Consider the following 13,419-nt stretch of genomic DNA (forward strand, 5'->3'; position numbering starts at 1 on the left):
GGCCTTCGCGGCGTCCCCAAAAACACCAGTCGCACCCTCAAGCAGCTGGTCCCGCCACTGTTTGATCTGGTTCGGGTGAACGTCGAAATCCTGTGCCAGCTCGATCAGCGTCTTCTCGCCCTTGATCGCGGCCACGGCCACTTTCGCCTTGAATGCCGGGCTGTGATTCCGGCGCGGTCGTTTTGTCATCATCATCTCCTCGCTTGCAGCATCATGCTGCTGTTGCGCGGAAAATCCACTTATCCCAGTTGTTCAAATTTGCGCAGCCACCTCTTGCTGGCCTGGTCGGTCGTTTTCGCCCCGGAGGCTGCTCCCGCTTGACCGGGCAATTACAGGTAGATCGTGCTGGTTTCGGTGGTCACACCAGACGCGAAGGTACATGATCGTTTTGCTGCGGCAGGCCCAGTTCAAGCGCAACGAACCGCTTCAAATGCGCGGCGGCGTCGGCCCGCTCCACCTTGGGCAAGCCCGTCAGCACGAAACCGACCAGTCCGTCGTGGAAGGCGAGGATGCGCAGGGCCGCAGCGTGGGGCACCGGGCAGTGCCACAGATGTCCGGCGGCGCCCTGTTCCAGAATGGCGGCCAGTTCGTTTACCATGCCTTCGGCGCAACCTTCCGCAGCGCGGGCCATATCGGGATCCGACATGGCAAGGTCCGTCACCTCTATCCAGAGCCGCCAGAGCGGATCGGCATCTTCGCCGAAAGCGCGGGACAAGAAGACATCAAGCTGTCGGTCGGGTGCCGGCGCATCGGGCACCACGCGGTCAATTTCGGCCCAGAGCGCCTGAGCCGCGGCAAGTGCCCGCAGTTCGTTCCATTTGAAATAATGATTGAGCAGCCCGATACCGACGCCTGCCCGGGCGGTGACATCGCGTGTCCGCACCGCAGCGACGCCCTTCTCGCGGATCAGGTCGGCAGCGGCGGCAAGAATTGCGGCACGGCGATCAATAGTCATCTTCGTTTCATATCACGGGTTGAGCGGCTGCTCAAGTCGCGCTATGTTGAGCAGATGCTCAATATGGAATCATGACATGACCCGTACTTCTTCTGTTGATGCGCTGCGTGGCTTTGCACTTCTTGGTATCGGAATCGTCAACCTGCCGTATCTGGCGCTGCCGATGGAATCGGCTCTTGTTACGCCAGAAGGTGCTGCGGATCTGCTCGCCAAGGTCATGATAAGCCTGCTCTTCGAGGGCAAATTCTTTGTGCTCTTCTCGTTCCTGTTCGGCTGGGGGTTTGGGGTGCAACTGGCGGCAGCGGCACGGGCCGGGATACCCGCTGGCCCGCAATACGGGGCACGATTGATCGCGCTCGCGTTGTTCGGAATCATGCATGCGATCCTTGTCTTTCACGGCGACATCCTTCTCGCCTACGCGGTGCTTGGGGCCGGGCTCTGGACGCTGCGCGACGGCACGCCGCGTCGGCTTGTGCGGATCGCGCTGGCGATGGTGCCGCTGGCCGCTCTGGCTTTTGCCACACTCGCGCTGCTGGAGGCCGCCACCGCGGACTTGGCGCGCAGCGCCATCGACCTGAGCGGGCAAGGCTATCAAGGCAGCTTTCGTGACGCAGTCGTCCAGCGGTTGGCCGACTGGCCGACCGCGCTGACGGTGGTTGTCCTGTTCAACGGACCGCTTGCCTTCGGCGCCTTCTGCCTGGGCCTTGCCGCGCAGAAAACCGGGTTCTTCGAGCCCACCAGCCCGATACAACATGCGCTTGCCGCACGGGTCCCGGTGCTGCTGGCCGTGGCGCTGCCCGCAAACGCAGCCTATGCGGCGGCGACCCTCGGTCTGCTGCCGCCCGGCTGGCCTACGAACCTTGGCTATGCCGCACTCGCGCTTGGCGCACCAACGTTGGCCGCTGTCTATGTCGTGGCCGTGCTGCGTCTGGCGCCGCGGCTGGACCTGCTCACCGCCGCCGGGTCGATGCCGCTGACGGGGTATGTCGCGCAGGGTCTGGTGGCCGGGGCGCTGTTCCACGGCTGGGGGGATGGGATTGTTCGGCACGCTTGGCAATGCGGCAATTCTGGCGCTAGCCTGCCTGATCTGGGGATTCGTCACGATCGCTGCCATGATCTGGCGGCGGCAATGGGCACGAGGCCCGCTCGACGCTGTACTACGCCTTTTGGTCAAGGCCTTGGGCAGCATCGGATCACGGCGACCTTTCTGACGCCCGCGTCGCAAGGAACGGTGGCGGGCCAATCCACCATTGTCGCTGCGTCCCGTATTCGAGGATCTGTCACAAATCCCGTCGTTTGCCGCTGCGTAACAAGCAGAGACTTGTGCGACCACTCCCGGATCGCACATCGCCCATAGCGGTCACATCGGGCGTGGGCGGTGATCGCTGGCGTTCTCCGCAGGCAGGCATGAGCGCAACTGCCCTGTTGCGCCGGAGCTTGCGTCCGCGCCATCGGAACTTTGCCCTGAACGCGCAACGGCAAGATTGCAATTCACGCCTGAATATCCGAACGTCGGGCCAGGCGTCACCAGAGGCCACGCCTTCAATCAGAGGAGGAAAACAGTGCTTGGCCAATGGACTGAGGATCAACTTTGGTCAGCGCAGCTTCCTGTCACCGACCTGGAGGCACATCGCCTAGATCTATATAGCCATCGGCGCGCCCACATTGTGGATCACATGCGCAGCGCAGGGGCTGCCGCCATGCTGCTGTTGGATTCAAACGACATTACCTATGCGACCGGCGCGCGGAACATGACAATTTTCACGATGCGCACCCCGGCGCGCTATCTTCTGATCCTCGAAACCGGGTATACGGTCCTGTTCGAATATGTTGGCTGCGAACACCTTGCCGAAGCCCTTCCAACCATCGACGAAATCAGGCCTTCGCAAGGGCTGGACAGGATCAGCTCCGGTGGTCGGCTGGCGGAATCCTGCGAGCGGTTTGCCGCGGAAATCAAGGAGATCGTCCATCATCTGGATCCAAGCATCGACCGAATTCACATAGACCGTTTTCCGTGGCAGGCTACGGATGCGCTCAGGCGCAAAGGATTTGCACTGGCTGACGCCAGCGACGTCCTGACCTATGCGCGCACCATCAAGCTGGCCGCTGAAATTCCCTATTTCCGCGAAGCGATGAGCCGCATAAACGCGGCTGTCGGACGCCTTGAAACGCATGCCGACCCAGACAAGACGGAATCCGAGGTCTGGGCAGAATTTCACTATTCGCTGATGGCCAAGGAGGGCCAATATGTCGTGACCCGCTTGTTTCAGAGCGGACAGAACACCTTCCCGTATTTTCAAGAGGCAGGCGGGCGGCGGTTGGAGTCCGGCGATCTTTTGTGTCTTGATACGGATGCGGTCGCTTACGAGAATTACTGCGTGGATTTCTCGCGGACCTTTCTGTGCGGCGACGCGAAGGCGACCGGCGATCAAAAACTGCTTTACGGGCGCGCCCGCGAACAGCTGGAACACAACGCCGATCTACTGAAGCCGCATATGTCGTTTCGCGAATTGGCGGCCAAGGCGTGGAAGGTTCCCGAAGAACATCAGGACAGCCGTTATTATTGTATCGGGCACGGATTGGGCATGTCAGGCGAATGGCCCAACATTCCTTATGAAACGGCGGGGGAACCCTATCCGCTTGAGGGCGTGATTGAGCCGGGGATGATCATTTGCCTCGAAAGCTATGTCGGTTGGGATCGCTCCTGCGAGGGCGTCAAGCTGGAAGATCAGTTCCTCATTCTGGAGGACAGGGTCGAGCGGATGTCGACCTATCACTTTGATGAACGGTTGAGTTGACCGGCGGTTTGACCGGCACGTCATTCGACAGGGCAAGGCATCCCCGCAGCAGTCCAGATCGCCATCTCGTCAAGATGTGCTTGCAGGGTGCCTGCATCGGGCAGCGCTGCCAGGTCCAGGCCGTCGTCTGCTTCGGCCAGCGCGATGGTCGCGACGGCAAGGCAGGCGGTGACGGCGACAGGACGGCGGATAACATTTCTCATGCGAATACCACCGATCTGCCAAGCGGCAGGTCGCGCAGACGTTGGCCCGTCAGTGCAAAGATTGCATTGGCCAACGCGGGGGCTGTGGCGGGCGTGCCGGGTTCGCCGATACCCCTGATATGCGGCTGGTTTTCCAGAATGCGGGTGTGGATGCGGGGTGCCTGATACATCCGCAGGACCGGATAATCGTGATAGTTGGACTGGTCCACCGCGCCATCCGTCAGCGTGATCTCTTCGCCGATCGCGGCACTCAAGCCAAAGCTCACGCCCGAGATCAATTGCGCATCCAGATTCCGGGGGTCAAGGGCCACACCGACATCGGCGGCGACCCAGACATCGCGGACGATGATCCCGCTGGGTGTGTCCTCAATCTCCACGATCTGTGCGGTCGGCACCCCGAAAGCCAGCGCGAAGGCCACGCCCCGTGCGCGCGCGCCGACTGGTGCTGTGCCCCAATCGGCCATGTCCGCCACGGCCGCCAGCACGGCGCGGCTGGGCGCGTCCGTTATCAACGCAAGCCGCATCTCGACCGGGTCGCAGCCTGCGGCGACCGCCAGTTCATCCATCATGCATTCGTGGAAAAAGCTGTTCTGCGACGCGCCGACCGACCGCCAGAAGCTGGCAGGCAATAGCGGGGCGGAGCGATAGCCGGTCACGCGATAGTTCGCGATCCCGTAAGGCTGGTCCCACAGCGCCTGCGACAGCGTGAAATCCGGCAAAAACGCAGGGATCGGCGCTGGCGCACCGCCGCGCGCGTCGATGCCCGCCATGATCGACGGCGAGGCGGTTGCGATATCGACGGCCAGCGGCAAACCGTCGGCGACAACCGCGCGGAACCGGCCGATGGCGGCGGGCCGGTAAGGCCCGCGCGACATGTCTTCTTCGCGCGGATATGTCAGCAGGACCGGCGTGCCCTGCATCTGCGTCGCGACCTTTGCTGCGATCTGAACGAAATCCATCTCGCCGCGCCGCCCGAACCCACCGCCGAGAAGCGTGGTCGTGATCGTCACAGCCTGTTTGTCGATCCCAGCCGCAAGGGCGGCTTCGCGCCGCGCGACGGTCGGCCCCTGCGTGCCAGCCCATATCTGCAACGCGCCGTCCTGCATCAGCGCTGCGGCGCTCATCGGTTCCATCGTGGCATGGGCCAGATACGGTGCACGATATTCGCCTTCTATTGCCTGCGCTCCGGCCAGTGCATCCGCGACATTGCCATCGTCACGTTGCCGGCTGTCCTGCTGTTCAGGGCGGAAGGCGGCGGCGATGACCTCGAAATGTCCCGCACTGTCCAAGGGGTAATCCGGCGGCGCCCAGTCATAGATCACGGCATCCAGCGCCTGCATTGCCGCCCATGTATCGGCGGCCACAACGACCACGCCGTTGCCGATGTCGATCACGGCGTCCACACGGGGCATCGCCAAAGCCGCACTGGCATCGAAACTGCGCAGGCGGCCGCCCAGAAACGGGCTGCGCCGCAGCGCACCAAAACGCATGCCGGGCAGACGGATATCGCTGGCATAGATCGCACGGCCCGTCGATTTATCGACGACATCTAGCCGGTCTTGGGATTTTCCGAGGATGCGCCACGCGCTGCGCGGGCGCAGTTCGGGCGCGTCGGCAAGATCGACTGCCGCAGCCTCTGCCGCAAGTTCGGTATAGGGGATGCGGGTGCCATCCGGCAGGACGACCGCGCCGCCTTCTGTGCTCAGCCGCGCCACCGGGATGCCCGCGCGCGCCGCTGCCGCAGTTTTCAGCGTTTCGCGCGCCACAGCCCCCGCGCGGCGCATTTTGACATAAGCATCATGGGTCGAGGTCGATCCGCCGGTGATCTGGTAGCCCAGAAACACCGCCGGAATGTCACGCTGCGCACGCGCGAATTCCGGCACGGTCCCCAAGTCGGTCGTGGGGAAAGGATAGCCTTCCTCGACCACGCCGCCGTTGAAATAGGCGGATGACGGCGGGCCATGCGCGATGCGGACCTGGTCCAGTTCCACGTCCAGCTCCTCGGCCACCAGCGACGCAAGGGTCGTATGGATGCCTTGTCCCATCTCGGCGCGTGGCGTGATGAGGGTGATGCCATCGCCCGTTATCTTGACATAGGGCGTCAGTGCGGCCTCGCCCTGACCCAGTTCCGCGATCAGCGGGTTTTCGAGCTGCGCGCGGTAGGTGCGGACACCGAAGACCACGCCACCTGCGACCGCCACCGAAGCAACGATGAATCCGCGCCGTGTGTATTTGCCCAACCGGGTCATCCTATGTCTCCCGCAGCGCGGTGGCGGCGCTGTGAATGGCGGCGCGGATCCGCGGATAGGTGCCGCAGCGGCAGAGGTTCCCCGACATCGCGGCGTCGATGTCGTCATCCGATGGCGCGGGATTGCGACCCAACAGGTCCACCGCCTGCATGATCTGGCCGGACTGGCAGTAGCCGCATTGTGCGACCTGATGGGCGATCCAGGCAGTCTGCACCGCGTGCAGCGCCTCGGGTGTGGCCAGACCTTCGATCGTCGTCACCTCGCCCCAGACATCCGCCAGGGCCACTTGGCAGGACCGGACAGCCTCGCCATTGATATGCACCGTACAGGCCCCGCATTGCGCGATGCCGCAGCCGTATTTGACGCCGGTGATGTCTAGCGCGTCACGCAGCACCCAGAGCAGTGGCATGTCGTCGGGCAGGTTCAGGGTGTGGGACGTTCCGTTGATTGTCAGTTCCATTGGGCTCTCCCGGTTGTACGTTTCAAGCATTGGACCCTGAGGGCTTGTGGGCAAGTTGCAGATCGTCCCGATTGCTTGCAGGTCGTTCCAATTTCGTCCCGCTGTCCCTGCCCGCCCGTCCTGTCAGGATGTGTCGTTGCGGATGACAAAGGGATACCTGCCGTAAAGCGACGCATCCTGCACCGCACCGACCGTGAAGGCCCCCAGATCGGCAAAGCTGATGGCGGCAAAGCTGGGTGTGCGACTTGCTACCAACGCCACGCCTCCGGTCTTTTCCACGATTTTGCCGGGGCGCGTGACGATGGAACCGAAGCTGTCGCTCTGGCTTGCTGTGATGAACTTCAGGACGGCTATCTTGCCCCAGAGCGTCTCGGGCGCGCCGGTCAAGAAGGCCATAGGCCGCGCAAGGGGTCTTGGCATGAACGGCGGCGTTTACGACCACTTTTGTTATGACTTCTCCTGTGTCAAACATGGATGGGTTCCTTGTCCGGTTGGTCCAAAAAAGGCCCTGTATCGAACGGTTCTTGGATGTGGCGTCAGACGATAAGGAAAACGAAGGGGACAACGCCGAACAAGGCGTAGAGGCCCGTCTGCGCGGGCGTCGAAAAGGATCGCCCACGGGTGAAGATAAAGACACACAAGACCCCAAGTGCCGCCTCGAACGTCAGCGCGGCTGGCAAGTTCAGATGGTACCAATCGGTTCCCAGTGGGTGGCTGTCGGGACCGAACACATGGTGCCCGTAGCCGGACACGAGATCGCCAAGCCAATGACCCAACGACAAAGCCATAGCGACACCTGCGAACAAGCGATGCCTTGTCACGGCGAAGGCAATCGCACCGGCCAGCAGCGTCCAGCCGATCTGGGGAACCAGGTCGTGACTGAAAGTCATCTCGATCACGTTGGTGGCCAGCGATGGTCCGTCCGCACCGGTAGGTTCCATCGTTTCCACCCCAAGCGCGACGAAGGTGAACATTGCGATGTCGATGAGGAACGCACTGGCAAAAAGGAGCCACCATGGCATTTCAGGTGCAACGCGTCTGCCAACCAATGTCGTCGCCGCGTGACCGAGGATCATTGGGCCGCCTCATCGGTCAAGTGTTGCACCAACTCTGCCGTGGTGACGATGGCTTGCGCGTAGGTCGGGCCGTTGATGTCGTGGGCGGCGTGCATGGCGTCGGGCGACATGGCCGCCGTCGCATCGCGCACCAGCGTGACATGATAGCCAAGTTCGGCAGCATAGCGCGCTGATGTCTCGATACAGGTATTGGCGATCAGGCCGATGAAGATAACATGGGTGATCCCGCGCTGGCGCAGTTGCACATCAAGATCCGTGTTGGCAAAGCTGGACGCCCCCCAATGTTCCTTGACAATGATGTCGCCGGTTTCGGGCCCGAACCCCTCGTACCATTCGCCGCCCCAGCTACCTTGGGCAAACAACTGATATTCGTGCGACATCGCCTGCGACGGTGTCAGGTGTGTCCACCCCTCAAAGTCGGTGGCGTGGTGCCGATGATGGGGCAAGATGAAAATCGGGTGCCCGGCCTCACGCACGGCCGCGCGAACTTTGGCGAGATTTGCATGAAGCCCCACCGAGGTGGCGACCTGGCTGAGAGCGGGCCACATCTTGCCGCCCTCCGCAAGAAAGTCGTTGTACGGGTCGATGCATAGAAGCGCTGGTCGGCCTTTGGGTTCTGTCATCGGTCTGTCCTTTCCAGTGAGGATTTGCAGGTGGGGTCCACCCATCTTGATGCTGATTTTGCATGCGTCTGGCGTGGGGCGCTGGTCATCGGTTCTTTCTCACGGCTTGAGAGCGACAAAGGGATACCTGCCGTAAAGCGACGCATCCTGCACCGCACCGACCGTGAAGGCCCCCAGATCGGCAAAGCTGATGGCGGCAAAGCTGGGTGTGCGACTGGCTACCAACGCCACGCCTCCGGTCTTTTCCACGAGTTTGCCGGGGCGCGTGACGATGGAACCGAAGGTGTCGCTCCGGTTGGCCGCCAGGAACCTCATCACAGCCCCGTTGTCCTTGAGCATCTCGGATGCGCCCGTAAAGAAGGCCGCCGGCGGAGCGAGGAGTTTCAGTATCAAGGGATTGGACCCGTCAGGTTCGGGTGCAAAGAACACCGACTGGAACAGAAAGGCCTTGAGCGACGGTTCCGCGCAGAGCAACGGCCACAGGCGTGCGATGAAGCGTGTCATCATCCCCTTGTCATAGCCTTTTCCATAGCTTCCTCCCGCGCAGCAGATCACGTGGGTGGTTCCCTTGACGGTCTCCCGAAGCGCCGCGACGTTTTCGAAGTCGCCTTGGACGACCGTCAGTCTGTCATGCTGGACGTTCAGCTTGCCGGGATCTCGTGCCAGAACACGGACGGCGTATCCCAGTTGAAGGGCATGATGCAGCGCATGACGGCCAGTCTGGCCGGTGCCGCCGAATATGCCGATGGTCACTTCTGTCGTCGGGTCTGTGGTCATGTGGATGGATTCCTGCGATCGGGTGTCGGTCTGGTGGATAAGGGGTGGCGAACGCTCATCATCTGTGGCCCTTGAATGCGCCGATCACGTCGCTGCGAAACAGCAGTCCGAGCGCGACAAGCTGGAGGCACATGAACAGGCCGATCCCGATATGGACCGTCGCTGCCGAGGCCATTTCGACCGGCATGGGGCTGATGATCTGCGTGATCAGCCCTTGCGAATAATCGAAGGCCCCCACGGCATTGTAGGCGACAAGCACACCCCAGACTGCCACGCTGCGCCGGGTCCAGAAGAGGTAGACCATCACCGGCAACGTAAACCCTATGATTGTGTCGCTCAGCCATGGTCCGAACCAGCCATCGGGTGCGATACCGCCGAACATTTGCACCTGAGGCAGAAACAGGATGGTCTGCGCGCGGAAGATCGTGGCCCCCATCAAGAGGGCGATGGCCCATTTGATCGTCGGTGTCACGTCGTGGACCTTTCGGCTTTTTTGATGATAGCCAGCAGGGCGTAGACCGGAACTGCCAGCGCGATCACGACGCGGATGACATGAAGCCCAAGCCACGTCGCACGCACGGTCGCTGCCTCGGCGGCCGTGTAACTGTCCCAGATCAGCAGGATGTTCTGCGGGATGAAATAGCCCAGCGTGAACAAGGTATTGGCGACGTAAAGCCAGACTGCCCACATCCATATCCGGCGCACCGGGCGATCGTGCCAGTCCAGCCGCACCGAAAGGAACAGCCCGACGAAGGTGACCAGGTTGACCGGGATGATCGTGATGGCGAAGTTCAGGAACTCTGCCCAGAACCCCGCCCGCCAGACCAGCGGGTCTGTCCCCAGCCACCGGATGCCGTAGGAGACCAGGATAAGCATCCCGCCACCTGCAAACGCCGCAGAGGCGACGACGGCCGTGATATTGACGGCCTTTCGATAGGTGTCGGGCGTCATCGGCTTTGTCCTTCCACATCGCCGATGAATGTCAGCACGCGTGCGAGGTAATCTTCGGCCGCATCTTCCCAAGCGTAATGGCCAGCGCCGGGGATCATCGCGAACTGGCTATTGGGCAGAAGATCGGCCAGTCGCCGCGAATTGAATTCCGACACGAAAGTATCGAACTCGCCGTGCAGCACTTGGACAGGTGTCTTGATCTTCAAAGCGTCGTCCTGAAGACGTGGTGTTTCATCTGGATAGCTTGCCAGATATCCAACCTGACCCCTCAGCTTTGCAAATGTCGTAGATCCAGCAAGATAGTCGGCCTTTGCGGCGGCAGATGGGCTGCTGAGCCGATACCCAATCGCATTTGCAGCGGCGCAGTACATACGGCCACCGATGGCGCCGCCTGCGGACAGTACCGCCAGTTGGATCGCACGCGAATAAACCAACCCCCTGAACATCCAGGCGCCTTCGACAACACCGACACAGCCTGCATCGCCCACGGTCGCGGATTTCAATCGACCCGGCGTATCGGCCATATACCGCAGCACCATAGGCGTGCCGATATCAGGGCCAATGAAATGCGGATGATCGAGGCCGAAATGATCAAGGATCTTGCCGAAAAAGCGCGCATGTTGGCTGACCGTTGTCACATGGCGTGCCGCATCCGATCCGCCATGGTTCGGCAGGTCCACGGCAACGACATCGAACTCTTCGGCCAGCCGGTCCCACCAAGCGCTGTAGGTCAGGATGCTCATCGGTTGCGGCGAGGTCAGGATGACCTGCGGTTTGCCCGGGTTTCGCGCAGCGGCGTATCTGATACGCAGACCGTCGATTGTGCAGAATTCAAGCTTCATGATTGATCTGATTGGCGAGCGGCCATCGCGCGAAGGACATAGACAGGGATCGCAAGCGTGATGAGCACGCGGGGGATGTGGCCCAAAAGCCATAGCGCGCGCATGGCGGCGGCGTTGGCCTCTGTCACCGGACCTGACAACGCGATGCGTTTGTAGAAATCCAGCGCATCCCCCAGTGGCGACCCGATCGCTGCCGCAAGCCGCACGTTAAGAGGCATGTGATAAAAGACCGTGATCAGCGAGACGGCAAGATAAAGCCACAGCGCGATCACCCAGTTCCGCCGCGCTGCGGGCACATGCCAATCGCACCGCGCCGACAGGATCAGGCCGACCGGCATCAGCAGGAACAACGGCATGATCGTAAACAGGAAATTGCTGAACTGGGGAAAGAATTGCGCAACAAATTCCGATGGCGCGAGCCGCAGCCAGTAGACCCCCATCGACGCCCCGATGAAAAGATTGGCGCCGAAGAAGGCGGCAGATGAGATGACGGCCAGAGCGTTTGCGCGCCTGCGGTATGGATCTGATGTCATGGCATCGGGTTCCTTCGCAATGAAACTCTGTCTGGCGCCACGCCCCGGCAGAGCGCGCATTTGGATCGACTGCATCGACCTTCCAATGGCAGACTATGCCCGGACGGCCGCCTGATCCTATGCGCCATGACTTGCAGGTCGTTCCAATAACTTGCAGATCGTCTCAGGGTGATTGCCACGACCGCCGCAAGCATTTCTAATCGGCCCTGCGGGGTTCCTCCGCGAAAGGTCCCCGGCATGCCGACGCAAGAACGATCCCCGATCTACACATCCGCTGTCCTGTCCGGCCCGATCAGCGGTATGCTGGGGGTCGACTGGGCACGGGTCCTGACCCGCGCCGGGATCGCGGCGACCGACAGGAACGATTGGGCGTTTCTGGTGTCGGCTGACGAATACCTGCGCCTCTGGACAGCCATGATCGACCTGTCGGGGCACCAGGATGTCGCCCGACTTTTGGGGTTGCGCATGGCGGGAGGTCCCGCGATCCCTGTCCTTTTTGCCTTGTCGACCGCGCCGGATTTCGAAACCGGCATCGCGCGTATGGCAAAATTCAAGAGCCTGTTCGGCCCGATGCAATTCAGCGTGTCGCGTAGCCCGGCGGAATTCACCGTGCGCGTCGCGCCAGACATTCCGACAGTCACCTTGCCCGGATCGTTCAGCAGCCCACAGATCATCTATCTGCACGCACAGGCCAATGCGCTGGCCCAACGCGCGATCCGGCCTTTACGGGTTTGCCTGCCGCTCCCGATAGAGGAGCGCGCCCGTCTGGCCGATGTCTTTGGCCAGACCCCGGACGAGGGTGAGGCGATGGCGACCTATACCCGCGCTGACATGCGTGTGCCGTTCGTTTCGGACAATCCCGCTCTGTGGCAAGCCACCGAAGCAGACCTTGAAGCGCAGGCGCTGATCCAGTCCAAGGGGTTGCCGCTGTCAGAGCGGGTCCGGGCAACGATGCTGGAGGCCTTCTCGATCACCGAACCCACAATCGCGCATGTCTGTAGCCGCCTGAAACTGAGCCGAAGCACGCTCCTGCGGCGGCTGGGAGAGGAGGGAGTCACATTCCAGTCACTGCTTGACGACACGCGCCGGGATCTTGCGATCCGCTATCTGGTCAAAAGCGACCTCAACAATCAGCAGATCGCGCATCTGGTGGGCTAGCGCGACTCGAACGCGTTTCAGCGCGCGTTCCGGAAATGGACCGGCATGACGCTACTGGACCTGCGCGCCGAGACCATGAAATGAAGATACCGGTCCGTCCCCAGCAGGCAAGCCGCGCGTCGACTTTGCACCTGTCACTCTGTCGGGGCCGTGCGAACCGACAGGCTGAAACAGGGCCACGCCGTGCCGCTTTTTGTCGATCCCGACAGGGACTCTTTGTCAAAATGCGGCCTGCCGTCCGCATTGTAGCCCGGTCGGCGGACCTTGATCCCAACGCGGCCCAGGTTCACACGACACTGCAGGAGGCCGGTGTCCCGATCTTCATTCTGCCCGACTACCGCCACGAGCCGACGGATTTCCAAAGCTGGGCGCGCCTGATGCCCTTTCAGCTTGGCGCGCATAAGGCCGCGCTGTCCGCCCGTGATGGCTGGGGCGGCGAACGGGTTGCGGGCTTTGGTCCGGAGACCGGCGATATCATCGACAGGCAAACCTGGAGCGGGTCCAGCTTTGCCAATACCGAATTTCACGTGCAGCTGCGGCAGAACAGGATCATCCATGTGATCCCGATAGGGCTGATCGCCAAGACCTGCATGCAAACGATCAGGCGCCATGCGTCTGAACGGGGCTATCATGTGACGCTGGTGCGCGCTTGCGGGGCGTTGCGGCCTCCTGGGTGTTTTTCCCTTCGCTTTCCTGGTCATCTGACGCAATCTGCACAGGCGGTTCGACGCCCTGTGCCATACCCAAACCAGCGCTATCTGCACCGCCTTGCCCCCCCGGCCAAAGGCTGACCT

17 protein-coding genes are annotated in these 13,419 nt (G+C 61.9%); 4 read left to right on the forward strand and 13 right to left on the reverse strand.

The genetic code is table 11. The annotated features are described in order from the left end of the window. Positions 1–189 (reverse strand): transposase (locus H147_RS0114420; protein ID WP_026352559.1); only part of this gene is annotated, 189 nt, incomplete at its 3' end. 169 nt (positions 190–358) lie between these two features. Continuing rightward, positions 359–955 carry a TetR/AcrR family transcriptional regulator gene (locus H147_RS19830; RefSeq protein ID WP_019956093.1) on the reverse strand — a complete coding sequence of 199 codons (597 nt, stop codon included), beginning with the start codon at positions 953–955 and terminating at the stop codon, positions 359–361. Between the two features lie 76 nt (positions 956–1,031). On the opposite strand from H147_RS19830, the gene H147_RS21620 reads away from it, so the two are divergent. Beyond that, positions 1,032–2,312 (forward strand): DUF418 domain-containing protein, encoded by a 1,281-nt coding sequence (locus H147_RS21620; protein ID WP_026352560.1) that lies wholly within the window; start codon positions 1,032–1,034, stop codon positions 2,310–2,312. A 205-nt stretch (positions 2,313–2,517) separates the two neighbouring features. Then, complete coding sequence (locus tag H147_RS19835) at positions 2,518–3,753, forward strand: M24 family metallopeptidase (protein WP_211216568.1); 1,236 nt, start codon at positions 2,518–2,520, stop codon at positions 3,751–3,753. A gap of 20 nt (positions 3,754–3,773) precedes the next feature. Here H147_RS19835 and H147_RS0114440 read toward each other — a convergent pair whose 3' ends face one another. The 11 genes from H147_RS0114440 to H147_RS0114490 form a co-directional block, all read right to left on the reverse strand. Next, the gene (locus H147_RS0114440; protein ID WP_019956095.1) at positions 3,774–3,956 is read right to left on the reverse strand and encodes a hypothetical protein; all 183 of its coding nucleotides are present in this window, start codon (positions 3,954–3,956) and stop codon (positions 3,774–3,776) included. Beyond that, a complete protein-coding gene (locus H147_RS0114445) occupies positions 3,953–6,205 on the reverse strand; it encodes a xanthine dehydrogenase family protein molybdopterin-binding subunit (protein WP_019956096.1) in 2,253 nt (750 codons plus the stop codon). The genes H147_RS0114440 and H147_RS0114445 overlap by 4 nt, the downstream gene beginning before the upstream one ends. Position 6,206: 1 nt before the next feature. Further along, the gene (locus H147_RS0114450) at positions 6,207–6,665 is read right to left on the reverse strand and encodes a (2Fe-2S)-binding protein (RefSeq protein ID WP_019956097.1); all 459 of its coding nucleotides are present in this window, start codon (positions 6,663–6,665) and stop codon (positions 6,207–6,209) included. A gap of 123 nt (positions 6,666–6,788) precedes the next feature. Further along, positions 6,789–7,061, reverse strand: coding sequence for a hypothetical protein (locus tag H147_RS0114455; protein ID WP_019956098.1), 273 nt, complete (start codon positions 7,059–7,061; stop codon positions 6,789–6,791). 140 nt (positions 7,062–7,201) lie between these two features. Beyond that, a complete protein-coding gene (locus H147_RS0114460) occupies positions 7,202–7,639 on the reverse strand; it encodes a hypothetical protein (RefSeq protein ID WP_211216570.1) in 438 nt (145 codons plus the stop codon). A 98-nt stretch (positions 7,640–7,737) separates the two neighbouring features. Continuing rightward, on the reverse strand, positions 7,738–8,409 hold the full coding sequence (locus tag H147_RS0114465; protein WP_211216577.1) for a cysteine hydrolase family protein: 672 nt from the start codon (positions 8,407–8,409) through the stop codon (positions 7,738–7,740). A 54-nt stretch (positions 8,410–8,463) separates the two neighbouring features. Then, positions 8,464–9,141, reverse strand: a complete 678-nt coding sequence (locus H147_RS20380) for an NAD(P)-dependent oxidoreductase (protein ID WP_019956101.1) — start codon at positions 9,139–9,141, stop codon at positions 8,464–8,466. A 58-nt stretch (positions 9,142–9,199) separates the two neighbouring features. Continuing rightward, positions 9,200–9,613 (reverse strand): hypothetical protein, encoded by a 414-nt coding sequence (locus tag H147_RS0114475; protein WP_019956102.1) that lies wholly within the window; start codon positions 9,611–9,613, stop codon positions 9,200–9,202. Further along, a complete protein-coding gene (locus H147_RS0114480) occupies positions 9,610–10,092 on the reverse strand; it encodes a hypothetical protein (protein ID WP_019956103.1) in 483 nt (160 codons plus the stop codon). Before H147_RS0114480 ends, H147_RS0114475 begins: the two co-directional genes overlap by 4 nt. Next, positions 10,089–10,934: an alpha/beta fold hydrolase gene (locus tag H147_RS0114485; RefSeq protein WP_019956104.1), complete on the reverse strand. Its 846-nt coding sequence runs from the start codon at positions 10,932–10,934 to the stop codon at positions 10,089–10,091. The genes H147_RS0114480 and H147_RS0114485 overlap by 4 nt, the downstream gene beginning before the upstream one ends. Next, positions 10,931–11,467, reverse strand: coding sequence for an anthrone oxygenase family protein (locus H147_RS0114490; RefSeq protein ID WP_162561686.1), 537 nt, complete (start codon positions 11,465–11,467; stop codon positions 10,931–10,933). The genes H147_RS0114485 and H147_RS0114490 overlap by 4 nt, the downstream gene beginning before the upstream one ends. Positions 11,468–11,704: 237 nt before the next feature. On the opposite strand from H147_RS0114490, the gene H147_RS0114495 reads away from it, so the two are divergent. Together H147_RS0114495 and H147_RS19845 are read left to right on the forward strand one after the other, a co-directional pair. Further along, positions 11,705–12,625 carry an AraC family transcriptional regulator gene (locus H147_RS0114495; RefSeq protein WP_019956106.1) on the forward strand — a complete coding sequence of 307 codons (921 nt, stop codon included), beginning with the start codon at positions 11,705–11,707 and terminating at the stop codon, positions 12,623–12,625. A 224-nt stretch (positions 12,626–12,849) separates the two neighbouring features. Beyond that, on the forward strand, positions 12,850–13,416 hold the full coding sequence (locus H147_RS19845) for an isochorismatase family protein (RefSeq protein ID WP_019956107.1): 567 nt from the start codon (positions 12,850–12,852) through the stop codon (positions 13,414–13,416). The last annotated feature ends 3 nt before the right edge of the window (positions 13,417–13,419 follow it).

Origin of the sequence: Yoonia vestfoldensis DSM 16212 (genome assembly GCF_000382265.1) — a bacterium.
GTDB lineage: Bacteria > Pseudomonadota > Alphaproteobacteria > Rhodobacterales > Rhodobacteraceae > Yoonia > Yoonia vestfoldensis.